Source organism: Aquabacter sp. DMC10 (genome assembly GCF_056314145.1).
The window spans coordinates 146,374-164,937 of record NZ_JBQUYX010000002.1; the positions used below are offsets into that span (position 1 = coordinate 146,374).

16 protein-coding genes are annotated in these 18,564 nt (G+C 67.8%); 6 read left to right on the top strand and 10 right to left on the bottom strand.

What is annotated here, in order from left to right; all coding sequences use genetic code 11:
* The first annotated feature begins 25 nt into the window (after positions 1–25).
* The 6 genes from ACT54L_RS05485 to atzF all read left to right on the top strand — a co-directional run bounded on the left by ACT54L_RS05485 (position 26) and on the right by atzF (position 8,606).
* The gene (locus tag ACT54L_RS05485; RefSeq protein WP_476084544.1) at positions 26–1,282 is read left to right on the top strand and encodes a sarcosine oxidase subunit beta family protein; all 1,257 of its coding nucleotides are present in this window, start codon (positions 26–28) and stop codon (positions 1,280–1,282) included.
* Between the two features lie 17 nt (positions 1,283–1,299).
* Positions 1,300–1,584 (top strand): sarcosine oxidase subunit delta, encoded by a 285-nt coding sequence (locus tag ACT54L_RS05490; protein ID WP_476084545.1) that lies wholly within the window; start codon positions 1,300–1,302, stop codon positions 1,582–1,584.
* Entirely contained in the window at positions 1,581–4,544 is a 2,964-nt protein-coding gene (locus ACT54L_RS05495; RefSeq protein ID WP_476084546.1) for a sarcosine oxidase subunit alpha family protein, read from the top strand. The genes ACT54L_RS05490 and ACT54L_RS05495 overlap by 4 nt, the downstream gene beginning before the upstream one ends.
* Positions 4,537–5,151 carry a sarcosine oxidase subunit gamma gene (locus tag ACT54L_RS05500; protein WP_476084547.1) on the top strand — a complete coding sequence of 205 codons (615 nt, stop codon included), beginning with the start codon at positions 4,537–4,539 and terminating at the stop codon, positions 5,149–5,151. The genes ACT54L_RS05495 and ACT54L_RS05500 overlap by 8 nt, the downstream gene beginning before the upstream one ends.
* 77 nt (positions 5,152–5,228) lie before the next feature.
* Positions 5,229–6,098: a formyltetrahydrofolate deformylase gene (purU, locus tag ACT54L_RS05505; RefSeq protein WP_476084548.1), complete on the top strand. Its 870-nt coding sequence runs from the start codon at positions 5,229–5,231 to the stop codon at positions 6,096–6,098.
* Positions 6,099–6,809: 711 nt separating this feature from the next.
* A complete protein-coding gene (gene atzF, locus ACT54L_RS05510; protein WP_476084549.1) occupies positions 6,810–8,606 on the top strand; it encodes an allophanate hydrolase in 1,797 nt (598 codons plus the stop codon).
* Between the two features lie 45 nt (positions 8,607–8,651).
* On the opposite strand, the gene ACT54L_RS05515 is transcribed toward atzF, so the two are convergent.
* From ACT54L_RS05515 to ACT54L_RS05560, 10 genes are all read right to left on the bottom strand, one after another.
* Complete coding sequence (locus ACT54L_RS05515) at positions 8,652–9,110, bottom strand: type II toxin-antitoxin system RatA family toxin (protein WP_476084550.1); 459 nt, start codon at positions 9,108–9,110, stop codon at positions 8,652–8,654.
* 3 nt (positions 9,111–9,113) lie between these two features.
* Positions 9,114–10,067: a lipoyl synthase gene (lipA, locus tag ACT54L_RS05520; RefSeq protein ID WP_209099681.1), complete on the bottom strand. Its 954-nt coding sequence runs from the start codon at positions 10,065–10,067 to the stop codon at positions 9,114–9,116.
* Positions 10,068–10,245: 178 nt separating this feature from the next.
* The gene (gene lpdA / locus ACT54L_RS05525) at positions 10,246–11,661 is read right to left on the bottom strand and encodes a dihydrolipoyl dehydrogenase (RefSeq protein WP_476084551.1); all 1,416 of its coding nucleotides are present in this window, start codon (positions 11,659–11,661) and stop codon (positions 10,246–10,248) included.
* A 150-nt stretch (positions 11,662–11,811) separates the two neighbouring features.
* Positions 11,812–12,048 carry an HP1242/YdcH family protein gene (locus ACT54L_RS05530; protein ID WP_476084552.1) on the bottom strand — a complete coding sequence of 79 codons (237 nt, stop codon included), beginning with the start codon at positions 12,046–12,048 and terminating at the stop codon, positions 11,812–11,814.
* A gap of 159 nt (positions 12,049–12,207) precedes the next feature.
* The gene (locus ACT54L_RS05535) at positions 12,208–13,605 is read right to left on the bottom strand and encodes a pyruvate dehydrogenase complex dihydrolipoamide acetyltransferase (RefSeq protein ID WP_476084553.1); all 1,398 of its coding nucleotides are present in this window, start codon (positions 13,603–13,605) and stop codon (positions 12,208–12,210) included.
* A 17-nt stretch (positions 13,606–13,622) separates the two neighbouring features.
* On the bottom strand, positions 13,623–15,029 hold the full coding sequence (locus ACT54L_RS05540) for a pyruvate dehydrogenase complex E1 component subunit beta (protein ID WP_476084554.1): 1,407 nt from the start codon (positions 15,027–15,029) through the stop codon (positions 13,623–13,625).
* A 5-nt stretch (positions 15,030–15,034) separates the two neighbouring features.
* The gene (locus ACT54L_RS05545) at positions 15,035–15,364 is read right to left on the bottom strand and encodes a hypothetical protein (RefSeq protein ID WP_476084555.1); all 330 of its coding nucleotides are present in this window, start codon (positions 15,362–15,364) and stop codon (positions 15,035–15,037) included.
* A 30-nt stretch (positions 15,365–15,394) separates the two neighbouring features.
* The gene (gene pdhA, locus ACT54L_RS05550) at positions 15,395–16,420 is read right to left on the bottom strand and encodes a pyruvate dehydrogenase (acetyl-transferring) E1 component subunit alpha (RefSeq protein ID WP_476084556.1); all 1,026 of its coding nucleotides are present in this window, start codon (positions 16,418–16,420) and stop codon (positions 15,395–15,397) included.
* Positions 16,421–16,582: 162 nt separating this feature from the next.
* Positions 16,583–16,900, bottom strand: coding sequence for an FtsB family cell division protein (locus ACT54L_RS05555; RefSeq protein ID WP_476084557.1), 318 nt, complete (start codon positions 16,898–16,900; stop codon positions 16,583–16,585).
* A gap of 88 nt (positions 16,901–16,988) precedes the next feature.
* The gene (locus ACT54L_RS05560) at positions 16,989–18,545 is read right to left on the bottom strand and encodes a TolC family protein (protein ID WP_476084558.1); all 1,557 of its coding nucleotides are present in this window, start codon (positions 18,543–18,545) and stop codon (positions 16,989–16,991) included.
* Positions 18,546–18,564: the final 19 nt, after the last annotated feature.

Sequence of the window (18,564 nt, forward strand, 5' to 3'; positions counted from 1 at the left end):
CCCTTCCGAGAGCGAGCCGACGGGCATGTCAAAGGGTTATTCGGTCTTCAGCCTCATCGCCAACGCGTTTTCCGGCCAGAAGGGCTGGACGCCGGCCTGGCGCGATGCGGCGCCCAAGCCCGCTTATGACGTGGTGATCGTGGGCGGCGGCGGACATGGCCTCGCCACCGCCTATTATCTGGCCAAGGAGCACGGCATCCGCAATGTGGCGGTGCTGGAGAAGGGCCATGTGGGCTCCGGCAATGCCGGGCGCAACACCACCATCATCCGCTCCAATTACCTGCTGCCCGGCAACGAGCCCTTCTACGAATGGTCCATGAAGCTGTGGGAAGGCCTGGAGCAGGACTTCAACTACAACGCCATGGTCAGCCAGCGCGGCGTCCTGAATCTCTGCCATTCCGACGCCCAGCGCGACGCCTATGCCCGGCGGGCCAATGCCATGCGCATCAATGGCGCCGACAGCGAGCTTCTGGACCGCGAGCAGGTGCGGGCCATGGCGCCCTTCCTGGATTTCGAGAATTCCCGCTTCCCCATCCAGGGTGGCCTCCTGCAGCGGCGCGGCGGCACGGCCCGCCATGATGCGGTGGTGTGGGGCTATGCCCGCGGCGCCGACCGGCTCGGCGTGGACATCGTGCAGAATTGCGAGGTGGTGGGCTTCCTGCGGGAGAACGGCAAGGTGGTGGGGGTGGAGACCAATCGCGGCCCCATCCGCGCCGGCAAGGTGGCGCTGGCGGTGGCCGGCTCCACCTCGCGCCTGACCCGCCATCTGGATTTGCGCCTGCCCATCGAGAGCCATGTGCTCACCGCCTTCGTCTCCGAAGGCCTGAAGCCCCTGGTGCCGGGCGTCATCACCTTTGGCGCCGGCCATTTCTATGTCAGCCAGTCGGACAAGGGCGGCCTTGTCTTCGGCGGCGACATTGACGGCTACAATTCCTATGCCCAGCGCGGCAATCTGCCGGTGGTGGAAGATGTGGCGGAGGCCGGCATGGCGCTGATGCCGCTCATCGGCCGGCTGCGGGTGCTGCGCACCTGGGGCGGCATCATGGACATGTCCATGGACGGCTCGCCCATCATCGATGTGGGGCCGCTGCCCGGCCTCTATCTCAACACCGGTTGGAATTACGGGGGCTTCAAGGCGACGCCCGCCTCGGGCTGGTGCTTCGCCTGGACCATCGCCAAGGACGCCCCCCACGCCTTCAACGCCGCCTATCGGCTGGACCGGTTCCGCACCGGCCACATCATCGATGAAAAGGGGGTCGGCGCGCAGCCGAACCTGCATTGAAGAACGGTCGCTGAACCATGCGCATCCCCTGCCCCTTCTGCGGCGTCCGCGACGCTCACGAATTCTCCTATCTGGGCGACGCCAATCCGCAGCGCCCGGACCCGAACGCGCCCGGCGCCGCCGACGCCTTCCATGATTATGTCTATCTGCGGGATAATCCCGCCGGTCCCCACCGGGAGCTCTGGTACCATGGCGCCGGCTGCCGCCGCTGGCTGGTGGTGACCCGCGACACCCGCACCCACGAGATCTTCGCGACCGAATTCGCGCGTCCCACGACGGAAAGCGCGGAGGTGACCCCATGAGCCGCCTTGCCACCGGGGGCCTGATCGACCGCTCCCGTCCCCTCTCCTTCACCTTCGACGGCCGCACCTTGAAGGGCTTTGCCGGCGATACCCTCGCCTCGGCGCTCCTGGCCAATGACGTGCGTCTGGTCGGCCGCTCGTTCAAATATCACCGCCCGCGCGGCATCCTCACCGCCGGCTCGGAAGAGCCGAACGCGCTGGTGGAGCTGCGCTCCGGCGACCGGCGCGAGCCCAACACCCGCGCCACCATGGCCGAGCTTTATGAGGGGCTCGACGCCACCAGCCAGAACCGCTGGCCGTCCCTGGACTTCGACGTTCTGTCGGTGAACCAGTGGCTCTCCCCCTTCCTGGGCGCGGGCTTCTACTACAAGACCTTCATGTGGCCGGCGTCCTTCTGGGAGAAGGTCTATGAGCCGGCCATCCGCCGCGCGGCCGGCCTCGGCTCGGCCTCCGGCTTGCCGGACCCGGATTCCTACGAGAAGGCCTTTGCCTTCTGCGATCTCCTGGTGATCGGCGGCGGCGCCGCCGGCCTCATGGCGGCGCTCACCGCCGGGCGCTCCGGCGCCCGCGTGATCCTCGCCGACGAGGACTTCCGCCTGGGCGGCCGCCTCACCTCCGAGATGGTCAGCATTGATGATGCTCCCGCCCGCGCCTTCCTGGCGTCGGCCGAGGCGGAACTGGCCTCCCTTCCCAATGTGCGCATCCTGCCCCGCACCACGGTGTTCGGCGTCTATGACGGCGGCACCTATGGCGCCATTGAGCGGGTGAGCGACCATCTGGCCGTGCCGGCGCCCCACATGCCGCGCCAGCGCTATTGGAAGATCGTCGCCAAGCGCGCGGTGCTATGCGCCGGGGCCCTCGACCGGCCCATCGTGTTCGGCGGCAATGACCGGCCCGGCGTCATGTCCGCCCAGGCGCTGCGCACCTATGCGGTGCGCTATGCGGCGGCGCCCGGTTCCTCCGTCGTGGTGTTCGCCAACAATGGCTATGCCTGGTCGGCAGCCTTCGATGCGGCGGCGGCGGGCTTGAAGATCGCGGCCATCGTGGATGTGCGGGCGGAGCCGCCGGCGGTCCAGATGGAGCGGGCGAAGAAGCGCGGCGTGCGCGTCATTGCCGGCGGCGAGATCATTGCCACCTCCGGCAAGGTGCTCTCCTCGGTCACCGTGCGCAGCCCCAAGGGCACCGAGACCATCGCCTGCGATGTGCTGGCCATGTCGGGCGGCTCCAATCCCAATGTGGCGCTGACCTGCCATTTCGGCGGCAAGCCGGTCTATCGGTCCGACATCGCCGCCTTCGTGCCCGGCACCAACCCGCCCGGCATGACGGTCGCGGGCGCGGCGGCGGCGGACTTCTCCCTGGCGCGGGCGCTGGCGGGCGGCGCGGCGCGGGCGGCGGAAGCCGTTGGTGACCTCGGCTTTTCCGCCCAGGCCACCCCGGTGCCCCAGGCCGAGGACCGGCCGGTGACGCTCGCGCCCTTCTGGCATGTGAAGGACAGCAAGGGCCTCGCCTTCGTCGACTTCCAGAACGATGTCAGCGCCAAGGACGTGGCCATCGCCCACAAGGAAGGCTTCCGCGCGGTGGAGCTGCTGAAGCGCTACACCACGTTGGGCATGGCCACCGACCAGGGCAAGTCGTCCAACGTCACCGGCCTCGCCATCATGGCGGAGCTGACGGGCAAGCCCATCTCCGAGACCGGGACCACCATGTTCCGGCCGCCTTATTCCCCCGTCGCCCTGGGCGCGCTGGCCGGCCACCATCGCGGCAAGGACTTCCGCGCCGTGCGGCCCACCCCCACCCATGCCTGGGCACAGGAGCAGGGGGCGGTGTTCGTGGAAACGGGCCTGTGGCTGCGGGCGCAGTATTTCCCGAAGCCCGGCGAGAAGGACTGGCTGGAGACCGTGACCCGCGAGGTGAAGGCCACCCGCAGTTCGGTGGGTCTCATCGACGTGTCCACCTTCGGCAAGATCGACCTCCAGGGCCCGGACGTGGGCGCCTTCCTGGATCGGGTCTATATCAACATGTTCTCCACCCTGGCGGTGGGCAAGGCGCGCTATGGGGTGATGCTGCGCGAGGACGGGATCGTCATGGATGACGGCACCACCGCGCGCCTCGGCCCCGAGCATTATGTGATGACCACGACCACGGCCAATGCGGCCAAGGTCTTCCAGCACCTGGAATTCTGCCTCCAGGTGCTGTGGCCGGAGCTGGATGTGCAGCTCGCCTCCGTGTCCGAGCAATGGGCGCAGATTTCCATCGCCGGCCCCCGCGCCCGTGAGGTGCTGGCCAAGGTGGTGGATGCCCCACACGATGTCTCCAATGCGGGCCTGCCCTTCATGGGGGTGCTCCAGGGCAGCGTGCTCGGCGGGGTGAAGGCGCGCATCTTCCGCCTCTCCTTCTCGGGGGAGCTGGGTTATGAGATCGCCGTCCCCGCCCGCCAGGGCGAGGCCCTCACCCGCGCCTTGATGGCGGCGGGCGAGCCCTTCGGCATCACGCCCTATGGCACCGAGGCGCTGGCCATGATGCGCATCGAGAAGGGGCACGTCTCCGGCAATGAGCTGAACGGGCAGACCTCCGCCCGCGACCTGGGCCTCGGCAAGATGGCGTCCACCAAGAAGGACTATATCGGCCGCGTGATGTCCCAGCGGCCCGCTTTCCTGGATGCCGACCGGCCCACCTTCATCGGCTTCAAGCCGGTGGACCCGACCGCCCGGCTGCGCGCGGGGGCGCACTTCCTGGCAGTCGGGGCCGAACCCAAGGTGGAGAATGACGAGGGCTACATGACCTCGGTCACCTTCTCCCCGCATCTGAACACCTGGATCGGCCTCGGCCTCATCAAGCGCGGCCCGGAGCGCATCGGCGAGCGCGTGCGCGCCTATGACCCGGTGCGCGGCGGCGACATCGAGGTGGAAATCTGCCATCCGGGCTTCGTGGATCCTGAAGGGGAGCGGCTCCGTGTCTGACCTTTTGGCGCACATCCCGCCGACGCGGCTCGTTCCCGCCGGCATCTATGGCTCGGTGGCCGGCTTTCCCGGCGTGACCGCAACCGTTGTCGAGGACCTGGCGCTCGCCACCCTCGCCGCGCGCAAGGGCAAGGGCGGCGACCTGCGCGCCGCCGCCTTGAGCGCCTTCGGCCTTTCCTTGCCGGACGGCCCGCGTGTGGCTGAGGGCGGCGGCCTGATCGCCGTGGGCACCGCGCCGGACCGCTGGCTCATCGGCCTTCCCGGCGCGAGCGGGGACGGCCTGCTGGACAAGCTCGGCGAACCCTTTGCCGGACTTGCCTCACTCACCGACCAGTCGGACGCCAATTTGGTGCTGGACCTGTCCGGCCCACAGGTGGGTGCGGCGCTGGAAAAGCTGGTGGCTCTGGACCTCCACCCCTCTGTCTTCGGCCCCGGCAGCGCCGCGGCGACGGCGGTGGCGCTCATTCCGCTCCTGTTCTGGCAGGTGGATGGCAGCCCGCGCTATCGCTTCGTCATCGCCCGCTCCTTCGCCCCGGCCATCGTGCGCGCGCTGACGGCGGCAGCGGCGCCCTTGGGCTTTGAGCTGATCGGCACCGGCCGAGGTTGACGGCAGCGCGTCGCGCGCCGCCCTCCCCCTCCCTCACCTCTGTTTCGCGATCGTCCAGCTTCGGGACACGACCTGCCATGACCCATCCGTCCGACCAGTTCATCCTCACCTTGTCCTGCCCCAACCGCCCCGGCATCGTCGCGGGCGTCTCCACCTTCCTGTTCGAGAAGGGCTGCAACATCCTGGAGGCGCAGCAGTTCGACGACACGGAGAGCAAGCGCTTCTTCATGCGCGTGGTGTTCAACGTGGCCATCGGCGAGGCCAGCGCCGCCGAGATCCGGGCGGGATTTGCCGAGGTGGCGCAAACCTTCGGCCTCACCTGGAGCCTGCGCGACAAGGCCGAGAAGCGCCGCGTGCTGCTGCTCGCCTCCAAGTTCGACCACTGCCTCGCGGACCTGCTCTATCGCTGGCGGATCGGCGAGATCCCCATGGAGATCACCGGCATCATCTCCAACCATCCGCGCGAGACCTATGCCCATCTCGACTTTGACGGCATCCCCTTCCACCACCTGCCGGTGACCAAGGCCACCAAGCTGGAGCAGGAGACGGAGGTGTGGAACCTGTTCCAGTCCACCGGCTCGGAAGTGGCGGTGCTGGCGCGCTACATGCAGGTGCTCTCCGACGGGCTGTCCGCCAAGCTGTCGGGCAAGTGCATCAACATCCACCACTCCTTCCTGCCCGGCTTCAAGGGCGCCAAGCCCTACCACCAGGCCCATATGCGCGGCGTGAAGCTCATCGGCGCCACCGCGCATTATGTGACCTCGGACCTCGATGAAGGCCCGATCATCGAGCAGGACGTGGAGCGTATCAGCCACCAGGACAGCCCCGAGGACCTGGTGCGCAAGGGCCGCGACATCGAGCGCCGCGTCCTCGCCCGGGCTCTGGCCTGGCACCTGCAGGACCGGGTCATCCCCAACGGCCACAAGACGGTGGTCTTCCGCGACTGAGGCGGCTTCCTTGCGACACTGGCGCCCGGAGAGATCCGGGCGCTTTCGTTTTCGGGCATCCTTGGTTACCTTGAAGACATGACGCAGGGTAAGATCATGGACCCAGGAACCCGTCTTCTCATCGGCGCCCTCATTTTTTCGCTCGCCTTCGCCGCCTCCTACTTGACCGCAGAGCGCCGTGCGCCACCGGCCGAGCCGCCATCTGCGAGCACACCCGCCGCCCGCTGAGGGTGGGCGCGGGGGTCATGAGGCCCCGTTCGCCCCACCGGCCTCTCCCATCGCACCCGGTCAGGGCGGGTGATGAGGGGACACCTTCCTCGCATCCCGCTCGCCCGTAGGCCACGGGAGATAGGCTCTCCCACCCCGCCGGAAGGCAGCGGGAGCGGCTCGTCCGCAGCGCTTCACCCCGCATCTGTTGCCCGAAGCCAGCAGGCCTTAACTGCATGCAAGCGCACCATTATTGCCTATTTATTGCTCTTCTTGATTAGTCTTCGAGCGAAATGGCAGCCGATCGCATTCCAGTCCCCCCGCCGACGCGCCGCGCCCATCCCGCCAAAAACCCAGCAGTCCCGCCATTTCCCGCCGGGGCACGCCGCCCCTTCCTCCTGGCGCGGTTCCTGCTTTCTGGGAACATCCCTGCGGTGCGCCGCATGCCTCACCTTGTCCGCAACGGGCGCCCATGTGGCATCCGTTGTCCGCCCCGGAGTTGTCATGGAAACCCTTGCTTCGCTCCTTTCCGCCCATCGCAGCGGCGCTGCCACGCCCCGCGACACCGTGCGGGCGACCTATGCGCGCATTGCCGCCCATGATGATCCCGCCATCTTCATCACCTTGCGGCCCGAGGCTGAGGTGCTGGCGGAGGCGGCGGAGCTGGAGGCAAAGGGCCACACGGACCTGCCGCTCTATGGCATCCCGGTGGCCGTGAAGGACAATATCGACGTGGCCGGCCTGCCCACCACCGCCGCCTGCCCCGCCTTCGCCTATGATCCGGCAAAGGACGCGACGGTGGTCGCGCGGCTCAAGGCGGCGGGCGCGCTCATCATCGGCAAGACCAATCTCGACCAGTTCGCCACCGGCCTTGTGGGCACGCGCTCGCCCTATGGCGTGCCCCGCAACGCCTTCAATGCCAAGCTGGTGCCCGGGGGCTCTTCGTCCGGCTCGGCGAGTGCGGTGTCAGCGGGCATCGTGCCCATCGCGCTTGGCACCGACACCGCCGGCTCCGGCCGGGTGCCGGCCATGCTGCAGAACATCGTGGGCGTGAAGCCCTCCCTCGGCCTTGTGCCCAATACGGGCCTCGTGCCGGCGTGCCGGACGCTGGACTGCATCTCCGTCTTCGCCCTGACCGTGGACGATGCCATGGCGGCGCTAGAGGTGATGGCGGGCTTCGACCCCGAGGACGCCTATTCCCGCCCCCTGCCCCTCGCCCCCCTCACCACCGCCCCGCCGGCCTTGCGGCTGGGCATCCTGCCCCCCACCCAGCGGGAATTCTTCGGCGATGCGGACGCGGCCGCTGCCTATGAGGCCGCCCTGGAGCGCCTCAAGGGGATCGGTGCGACCCTGGTGGAGTTCGACTTTGGCCCCTTCGCCGAGACGGCACGCCTGCTTTATGAAGGCCCGTGGGTGGCCGAGCGCTGGATCGTGGCCGAGCCCCTCCTCACCACCCGGCCGGACGAGGTGCACCCTGTCACCCGCGCCATCACCGAGCCGGGCGGGCGGGCGAGCGCGGCGGATGCCTTCCGCGCGCTTTATCGGCTGAAGGAACTCACCGCCAAGGTGAAGCCGGTGCTCGCCGGCCTCGACGCCATCGTCCTGCCCACCGCGCCCACCGCTTACACCGTGGACGAGGTGATGGCCGACAATATCCGCCTGAACTCGCGCAATGGCACCTACACCAATTTCGTCAACCTGATGGACCTGTGCGGCACCGCCGTGCCCGCCCACATCTCCGCCGACGGCATTCCCTATGGCATCACGCTCCTGGCGCCTGCGGGGCGGGACGGGCAGGTGGCGGCCATCGCCCGCGCCTTCGTCGCCGCGACCCCACTGCCGCTCGGATCGAGCGATGCGCCGCCGCCCGCCATGGCCACTCTCCCCGCCCCGAAGGAGGAAGGACGCATGGAGGTGTGCGTGTTCGGCGCGCACCTGTCCGGCATGAAGCTGAATGGCGAGCTTCTGGAGCTGGGCGGGCGCTTCGTGTCGGTCGCCCGCACGGCTCCGACCTATCGCATGTGGCTGCTGAAGGGCGCGGTGGCACGGCCCGGCGTGCTGCGGGTGGCGCAGGGCGGCGCGACTCTGGAGGGGGAAGTGTGGTCCTTGCCCGTCGAGAGCATCGGCCGGCTGCTTGCCCGTATTCCCTCCCCGCTCGGCCTTGGATCGGTCGAGCTGGAGGATGGGCGGCACGTGACCGGCTTCCTGGCGGAAGCGAGCGGCACGCAGGGCTGCACGGACATCACCGCCTTCGGCGGCTTCCGCGCTTATGTGGAGAGTGGCGAAGCCAAAAGCGCCTGAGGTCCCATCCGGCGGCGGGGCACGCCCCGCCGTCCAAGGTGCAGGTCAGGAGACGCGGCCGTACACCTCGTCCGCCCGCTTCTCGAACGCATCGGCAAAGCGGCGGAAGGCGGCGTCGAACATGGCGCCCATGAGCAGGCCCAGCGTGCGCGAGCGGAACTCATAGGAGATGAAGAAGCCCACCTCGCTGCGGGCCGGTGGCAGGTCCTTGAAGGTCCAGCGATTGTCCAGGCGGCTGAAGGGACCGTCCAGATATTCCACATGGATGGTCAGGCGCGGCCGGTCCAGCGTCACGCGGGAGGTGAAGGTCTCGCGTATGAGCTTGTAGGCGACCGTCATGTCGGCCACCAATATCTCCACGCCCTCCCCGCTCTGCGCCCGACGGCGCACGCGCAGGGCCTGGCAGAGCGGCACGAATTCGGGATAGCGCTCCACGTCCGCCACCAGCGCGAACATGTCGCCGGCGCCGTGGTTCACCACCCGGCTGCTGGAAAAGCTCGGCACGTGTCAGGCCCGCCCGAGCTTGGCCTCGCGCGCCGTCCGCAGGCGGGCGAAATCCTCGCCCGCATGGTGGGACGAGCGGGTGAGCGGGCTGGCGGAGACCATCAGGAAGCCCTTGGCATAGGCCACCGTCTCATAGCCCTTGAACTCGTCCGGCGTGACGAACCGCTCCACCTTGTGGTGGCGGCGGGTGGGCTGGAGATACTGGCCGATGGTGATGAAATCCACCTCGGCCGAGCGCAGGTCGTCCATGAGCTGGAGCACCTCGTTCCGCTCTTCGCCGAGGCCCACCATGATGCCGGACTTGGTGAAGATGGACGGGTCCAGCTCCTTCACCTGCTGGAGCAGGCGCAGGGAGTGGAAGTAGCGCGCGCCGGGACGCACCGTCAGATACTTGGACGGCACCGTCTCCAGATTGTGGTTGAACACGTCCGGGCGGGCCTCCACCACCACTTCCAGCGCGCCGGGCTTGCGCAGGAAGTCGGGGGTGAGGATCTCGATGGTGGTGCCGGGGCTCGCCGCGCGGATGGCGCGGATGGTGTGGGCGAAATGGGCGCCGCCGCCATCGGCCAGGTCGTCCCGGTCCACCGAGGTGATGACCACATGGGAGAGGCCGAGCTTGGCCACCGCCTCGCCCACCTTCTGCGGCTCGTCCAGGTCGAGCGGCGCCGGCAGGCCGGTGCGCACATTGCAGAAGGCGCAGGCGCGGGTGCAGGTGTCACCCATAATCATGAAGGTGGCGTGCTTCTTCTCCCAGCACTCACCGATATTGGGGCAGCCGGCCTCCTCGCACACCGTGTGCAGGCCATTGGCGCGCACGATCTCGGCGGTCTTGCCCCAACCGGCGGACCCCGGCGCCTTGACGCGGATCCATTCGGGCTTGCGCAGCACCTCCGTCTCGGGCCGGTGGGCCTTTTCGGGGTGGCGGGGCCTGTTCAGGGTGTTGACGACCGTGACCATGAGCAAGAAGACCTTCGCGCGTGCCGCGCCGGCGGCAGGAGCATTCGTGCCTAGATGTAGCGTTCGCGGCCGCGAACGTCGAGGGCGGCATCCGGTGCCCAGCTCCGCGCGGGATGCACGCTTGTCCGCCCCATGAAGAACGACCCACGGATCGCCTCCGTGGGTCGGATGTTTCGCCTCAGGTGTGGATCACCCGGCCATAGGCGTCCAGCACCGCCTCGTGCATCATTTCCGAGAGGGTGGGATGCGGGAAGACCGTGTGCATCAGTTCTTCTTCGGTGGTCTCCAGGTTCATGGCCACCACGAAGCCCTGGATCAGCTCGGTGACCTCAGCCCCCACCATGTGGGCGCCCAGCAATTCGCCGGTCTTCTTGTCGAAGATGGTCTTCACCAGGCCGTCCGGCTCGCCGAGCGCGATGGCCTTGCCGTTGCCGATGAAGGGGAAGCGGCCGACGCGGATCTCGCGGCCCTGCTCCTTGGCCTTCTTCTCGGTGAGGCCGACGGAAGCGATCTGCGGCGTGCAATAGGTGCAGCCGGGGATCTTGTTCTTGTCCATGGGATGGGTGTGAAGGCCCTTGATGGTCTCCACGCAGATCACCCCTTCATGCTCGGCCTTATGCGCCAGCATGGGCGCGCCCGCCACGTCGCCGATGGCATAGAGGCCGGGCACATTGGTGCGGCCATAGCCGTCGGTCGAGATGATGCCCCGCTCGATCTTCACGCCCAGCGCCTCAAGGCCGAGGCCATCCACATTGCCCACCACGCCCACGGCCGAGATCATCCGGTCCACGGCGATGTCGAGCTTGGCGCCCTTGGCGTCTTCCACATGGGCGGTGAGGCTGTCGGCATGCTTGGTGACGCCGGTCACCTTGGCCCCCGACAGGATCTTCATGCCCTGCTTCTCGAACCGCTTGCGGGCCACCGCCGCGATTTCCTCGTCCTCCACGGGCAGGATCTGGGGCAGCACTTCCACCACGGTCACCTCGGCGCCCATGGTGCGGTAGAAGGAGGCAAACTCGATGCCGATGGCACCCGAGCCCATCACCAGCAGGGACTTGGGCATCTTTTCGGGCACCATGGCCTCGAAATAGGTCCAGATGAGCTTCTTGTCGGGCTCAAGGCCGGGCAGCGCGCGCGGGCGGGCGCCGGTGGCGACGATGATGTGCTTAGCCGAATAGGTGCCGCCGCCGAGCGCGCCCTTGATGGGGTTCTCCGCCGCCTGCACCTCGATCTTGCCACCGCCGATGAGCTTGGCCTTGCCCCAGATGACGTCGATCTTGTTCTTCTTCATCAGGAAGCCGACGCCGGTGGCGAGCTGGGACGAGACCCCGCGCGAGCGCTTCACCACTGCGGACGCATCGAAGGACACATTGTCCGCCGAGAGGCCGTAATCCTTGGCGTGCTGCATGTAGTGATAGATTTCGGCCGAGCGCAGCAGGGCCTTGGTGGGGATGCAGCCCCAGTTCAGGCAGATGCCGCCGAGATGGGATTTCTCCACCACCGCGGTCTTGAAGCCGAGCTGGGCGGCGCGGATGGCGGCCACATAGCCGCCCGGTCCGCCGCCGATCACGATCACATCATATGCATCAGCCATGGGGTGTCTCCTCCCCTCCGTCCCGATGGGAGGGGGTGGTGGGAACGATGAGGCCCCGCCTGCACCCTCGACGTGGCCGACCCGGCAAATGGGGGCGACCCGCGCGGATGAACCGGCCCGGCGGCGTTCGGGCGCCGCCGGGCCTGGCGATCAGCGGGACAGCAGCGCGTAGATCTCGTCCTTCAGGCGGACGCGTTCCTTGCGCTTTTCTTCCAGGTCCAGATCGTCCATGGGCTCGATATTGGTCTCGGCCTTGTGGACGGTGTCATTGACGGCGTCATATTGCGCCACCAGATGGGCGAAATGGGCGTCGGACTGGCGCAGCTCGTGGATCTTGCCCGCAAAGTCGGGAAAGTCGGCCGCCAGTTGGTGGGGCGTGTGGCTCATGGGCTGTCTCGCTCTCTTGCCTTGATCGATGTCGGCGCTAAAGCGCCCCATCCCCGCCCTGCTACACCCTCACTGCCGCGAAAGGTTTGATCTGTCGCAGCCTTTACGCCCCATCCCCGGCGAAGCGGCGCGCGGAGCAAGGCCCCGCGCGCCGATCCCTCACACCAGCATGGAGAAGGGCTTCTCCACGAACTGCTTGAAGGCGGTCAGGAGCTCGGCGCCCAGCGCACCGTCCATCACGCGATGGTCGCAGGTGATGGTGGCGGTCATCTGGGTGGCCACCACGATCTGGCCGCCACGCACCACCGCCCGCTGCTCGCTGGCGCCGATGGCCAGGATGGAGGACTGGGGCGCGTTGATGATGGCGACGAAATCGCGGATGCCCATCATGCCGAGATTGGAGATGGAGGTGCTGCCGCCGGAATATTCCTCCGGCTTCAGTTTCTTGTTGCGGGCGCGCAGCGCAAGGTCGCGCATCTCGTTGGAGATGGCGGACAGCGTCTTGGTCTCGGCCTTCTTGATGACCGGCGCATAGAGCCCGCCATCAATAGCCACCGCCACGCCCACGTCCGAATGCTTCATGCGCAGGATGCGGTCCTCAGCCCACACCGCATTGGCGGCGGGCACCTTCTGGAGCGCCAGCGCCAGCGCCTTGATGATGAAGTCGTTCACCGAGACGCGGAAGGCGGGCTTGCCGTCCTTGTCCTTGGGAGCCGTGCCATTCACCGTCTCGCGCAGGGCCATCAGCTCGTCGAGGTCGCAATCCACCGAGAGGTAGAAGGTGGGGGTGAGCTGCTCGCTCTCCACCAGGCGACGGGCAATGGTCTTGCGCATGCCATCGGCCATGACCTCCTCGTAGGTCCCGGCCTCGAAGAGAGCCTTGACCTGATCGGCGGTCGGGCCGGTGACGGGCGCGGCGGCGGCCTTCGGCGCGGCGGCGGGGGCAGGCGCAGCGGCCGGAGCCGGAGCGGCAGCGGCGGGCGCGGCCGCCGGCTTGGCGCCGGGCTGCACGTTATCGAGGTCGCGGGCGATCACGCGGCCATGGGGGCCGGAGCCAGCCACGGCGGCAATGTCGATGCCCTTGTCCTTGGCGATGCGGCGGGCGAGCGGCGAGGCGAACACGCGGGTGCCCGAAGCAGCCGAAGCCGGAGCGGCGGCGGGCGCAGGGGCAGCCACAGGGGCCGGGGCCGAAGCGGGAGCCGGAGCAGCGGCAGGCGCCGGAGCGGCAGCGGGAGCCGGGGCAGCAGCAGGGGCGGCAGCCGGTGCAGGCTTGGCGCCAGACCCGGCGCCGGCCGCAGCCGCCGCCACATCCTCGCCCTCACCGGCCAGCACGGCGATGAGCTGGTTCACCGGCACGTCCTGCGTGCCCTCGGGCACCAGGATCTTGGCGAGGACGCCTTCGTCCACCGCCTCCACTTCCATGGTGGCCTTGTCGGTCTCGATCTCGGCGATGACATCGCCGGACTTGACCGTATCGCCTTCCTTCTTGAGCCACTTGGCGAGGTTGCCCTTCTCCATGGTGGGAGACAGGGCCGGCATCAGGATCTCGATGGGCATGGTCCGCTCCCCCGGGCTCAGCGATAGGTGACGGCGTGCACCGCGGCGATCACCTCGGCGACCGACGGCAGGGCCAGCTTCTCAAGGTTGGCGGCATAGGGCATGGGCACGTCCTTGCCGGTGACGCGCAGGACGGGGGCGTCGAGATAGTCGAACGCCTTCTCCATCAGCTGGGCGACGATCTCGGAGCCGACGCCGGACTGCGGCCAGCCCTCTTCCACCGTCACGCAGCGGCCGGTCTTCTTCACGCTTTCCACGATGGTGGGCACGTCCATGGGGCGGATGGTGCGCAGGTCGATGACCTCCGCCTCGATGCCCTGCTTGGACAGCTCTTCCGCCGCCTTCAGCGCATAGGTCATGCCGATGGACCAGGCCACCAGGGTCACGTCCTTGCCGGGGCGCGCAATGCGGGCCTTGCCGATGGGCAGCACGAAATCATCGAGCTTCGGCACCTCGAAGGAGTGGCCGTAGAGGATCTCGTTCTCAAGGAAGATGACGGGGTTGGGATCGCGGATGGCCGCCTTCAGCAGGCCCTTGGCGTCGGCCGCCGTATAGGGCGCCACCACCTTGAGGCCGGGAATGTGGCTGTACCAGGAGGAATAATCCTGGCTGTGCTGGGCGGCCACGCGGGCGGCGGCGCCGTTGGGGCCGCGGAACACGATGGAGCACTGCACCTGGCCGCCGGACATGTAGAGCGTCTTGGCGGCGGAGTTGATGATCTGGTCGATCGCCTGCATGGCGAAGTTGAAGGTCATGAACTCCACGATGGGCTTCAGGCCCGCCATGGCAGCACCCACGCCCATGCCGGCAAAGCCGTGCTCGGTGATGGGGGTGTCCACCACGCGCTTGGCGCCGAACTCCTGGAGCAACCCTTGAGTGATCTTATAGGCGCCCTGATACTCGGCCACTTCCTCGCCCATGACGAAGACGTCGCCGTCGCGGCGCATTTCCTCGGCCATGGCGTCGCGCAGGGCCTCGCGCACGGTCATGGTGACGAATTCTGTGCCCGCCGGGACTTCCGGGTCGGGCTGGGCGGTGACCACCGGCGGGTTGGCGACGGCGGAGGGCACGGCGGCCTGCTGGGCCGGGGCGGCGGCGGCCACCGGTGAGGGCTGGGGCGCGGCGGGCGGCGCGCTCTCGGCGGCCTTTTGCTGCGGGGCGGGGGCGGCGTTCACATCCTCGCCCTCGGCGACGATGACGGCGATGGGCGTGTTCACGGCCACGTCCTGGGTGCCTTCGGGCACCAGGATCTTGCCGAGGATACCCTCGTCGACCGCTTCCACTTCCATGGTGGCCTTGTCGGTCTCGATCTCGGCGATCACGTCACCGGACTTGACGGTGTCGCCTTCCTTCTTGACCCATTTCGTCAGGTTGCCCTTCTCCATGGTGGGAGAGAGCGCCGGCATGAGAATGTCGATGGGCATGGCTGTCAGCTCTTGCTCGGTGCGGGCGCAACCGCGGAAGCGGCCTTCACCGGACGCACATGGGTGAGATTGGTGTAGACGGAGGCCGCGGCGGCCGCGACCATGACGGAGGCGATGAGGGCAATGCGGGCCTTGTTGGCCCGCTTCCCGTGCACATTGTTCGGGTCGATGCGCCCGCTGGCGGCGAACGGCCAGACGATGAGGGCAATGCGGCGGACCAGGGTGACCCGTCCCGCCGCTTCCTCGGCCAGCGTCCCCTCATAGACCGCCAGGCCCCAGCTGCCGGCGATGCCGACAATGGAGAGCAGAATGAGGAGAAGGCTCAACTCGGCCATGATGACGCTCCGTGCGGTCGGGCCGACGGGTCAGCGCAGGATGTCGGTATAGAGCTCGGACGCGTCGGGCTCGGGATCGTGGCTGGCGAAGTCCGCCGCCTCGTTCACGATGTCGCGGATCTCGGCATCGATCTTCTTGAGCTCTTCCTCGGTGGCCAGGCCCCCTTCCAGGAGGCGGGCACGCACCTGCTCGATGGGATCGTGCTCGGTCCGCATCTTCTGGACTTCCTCCTTGGACCGGTACTTGGCCGGGTCCGACATGGAGTGTCCGCGATAGCGGTAGGTCTGCATTTCCAGGATATAGGGGCCGTTGCCCTCGCGGGCGAAGGCGAGCGCCCGCTCGCCGGCGGCCTTCACGGCGCGCACGTCCATGCCATCCACCTGCTCGCCGGGGATGTTGAAGGAGGTGCCGCGCTTGGAGAAGTCGGTCTGGGCGGAGGCGCGGGTGACCGCGGTGCCCATGGCGTACTTGTTGTTCTCGATCACATACACGACGGGCAGCTTCCACAGCTCCGCCATGTTGAAGCTCTCATAGACCTGGCCCTGGTTGGCCGCGCCGTCGCCGAAATAGGTGACGGAGACCGAGCCATTGTCGCGATAATGGTTGGCGAAGGCGAGGCCCGTGCCGAGCGAGACCTGCGCGCCCACGATGCCGTGGCCGCCGAAAAACTGCTTCTCGATGCTGAACATATGCATCGAGCCGCCCTTGCCCTTGGAATAGCCTCCGCGCCGGCCGGTCAATTCGGCCATGACGCCCTTGGATTCCATTCCGGTGGCGAGCATGTGGCCATGGTCGCGATAGCCGGTGATGACCTGATCGCCCTTCTTCATGGCCATCTGCATGCCCACCACCACGGCCTCCTGGCCGATATAAAGGTGGCAGAAGCCGCCGATGAGGCCCATGCCATACATCTGGCCGGCCTTTTCCTCGAAGCGGCGGATCAGCAGCATCTCGCGATAGGCGACGAGCTCCTGGTCCTTGGTGAAGGCGGGTACGCCACCCGATACGGTCTCAGACCGTGCGGCGGGCTTCGCGGCGGTTTTTCTCGCGGCCATCTTTTCCTCGAGGCGTCTCTGCAACCACAGAGTCTCTAGCGCACCTCGAAATCACCGCAAAGCGCGAAATGCAGCATGCTGCACCGCAACACGTTGCAAACGCTTGATTCTACTATATTGAACTCACTTTTGGTTCACGTACATCGTGAACCAAATCTTCGTTCAATTCCATCTTTTTAAGAGCACCAGGTCCTTCGCATTGACGAAATCCAACTGCCGACGACCTTCCTCGTCCAGGAGATCGGGGTCCAGATTGCGGGGATCCAGCAGCGAGACCTTGTGCTCGATGGCCCGCCGCTGCGCTTTCAGGCTCGCCAGCTCGGCCTCCAGCCGCGCGGCCTCCTGTTCGTAATTGCGCTTCGCATTCAGCCCATGATCACCATTGTAGGCGTGATAGGCAAAGTAGGCGATCGCGCTCCCCGACACGATGTAGAGGAGGAGCATGGACAGGAAGGAGCGCAGGCGCGAACGGGTTTGCATGACGCCGTTCTAGCAAGGCGCGGTTGACGGGCGGTTAAGGTTGCTGTGCCCCCGATTCCCGCGGGCCGAGTCCCTGCGGCCCCTGCACCTATTGCGACAGCAAATAGGGCGTGTTCTGGCTCGACGTCATGGCTCCCACAACGAAGGCCAGGTTGGCGGCGGCGATGAGGGCGGCCGCATGGGTCTCCGCCTGCGCCTGGCGGGCATCGAGCAGGCCGGTGTCCGCGGCGGTGGCGGCCGTCACCGTGCCCAGGCCGGTCTTGTAGGCAGAAAAGGCGGCGTCATAGGTGATGGCGGCGGCGGCGGCCAACGCAGTGGCGGCCTTGTAGGATTCCAGCGCCGTGCGCAGCGCATTGCCGGCGGCCACGATCTCGGCCACCGCGTCGCTCTGCACCTTGCGGAAGGTGCCCTCCGCCGTGGCCGCCCGGGATTCCGCCTGCTTGACCTGCGCCGCGCGCAAGCCGGCATCATAAAGGGGCACGGTCGCGCCCACCAGGACGCCCGTACCGGTGGCCTGCTGGCCGATGGTGGGCAGGCCATTGGCATTGAACGAGCCGTTGCCGGTGGCCACGGCCCCCGCCACGAACACCTTGGGCAGCAATTCGGCCTTGGCGGCATCAATGCCGGCCTGGCTCGCCTTGACCGCCGCGTAGCTGGCCATCACGTCGGGTCGCTGGGCGAGCGCAAGGCGGATCATGGCATCGGTGGGCACGGAGGATACGTCCGGCAGGCGGCGGGCTGAACTGTCGGCCACCTTCAGGTGCAAGGTCGCGGTCACGCCCATGGCATTCAGAAGGGCCTGGTAGGCATCCCGCTCCTGACCTTCCGCCTGCACCCGCCGCAATTCCGATTGCGCCACCTGCTGGCGGGCCTGCGCCACTTCCACGGTGGTGGCGAGACCTTCGGCCTGCCGTCCCTCCGCCGCCGACCGGATGGCCTGCGCATTGACCAGTGCCTCGCGGGCGATGCGGGTGCGGGCAGCCGACGCGCCATAGGCATAATAGGTGCGCGTCACATCGAAGATGAGCTTCTGGTGGGCGCCGTTGAACAGAACGTTGGCGGCGACGCTCGCCTGCTTGGCCGCCCCCGCCACCGCCATGCGCTGGCCGAAATCAAAGATCAGCCATTGCAGCGCGATCGAGGGCGCGACGCCTTCCGCCGTGGTGTCGAAATAACGCTGCGTGCCCACCGGCACCGGCAGGGCATTGGATGTGGTCTGATAGCCCCCCACCACATTGGCGGTGATGAGCGGCAGATAGGTCGCCTCCACCATGCCCACCGCCAGCGCCGCCTGCCGCGCCCGCTCCCAGGCGGAGCGGGTGGCGGGATTGTTGCGCTGGGCGATGTCGATGAGTTCCGGCAGCTTGTAGGCATGGCTGGGGTCGAGCGGCGGCGGAGGTGGCAGGTCGGCCAGCGCGGGATTGGGCGCGACGCGGAAATCCGGCGCCGCCGGGCGCCCCTGGCTGTCCAACGGAGCGGCAGCGGGCGCGGCCGGCTCGGCCTGCGCCATGTAGAGGCCCCCCTCCCCGGTCCGCCCGCTCCAAGGCTGGTCCGGGGCGGCGGGGGCCATGTTGACCGCATTGGTGGCGCAGCCGCCCACGAGCAGCGCCGCTGCCAGGGCGAAGCCGGCTCCCCAATGCGACATGCGCCGTGCCACCATGGCG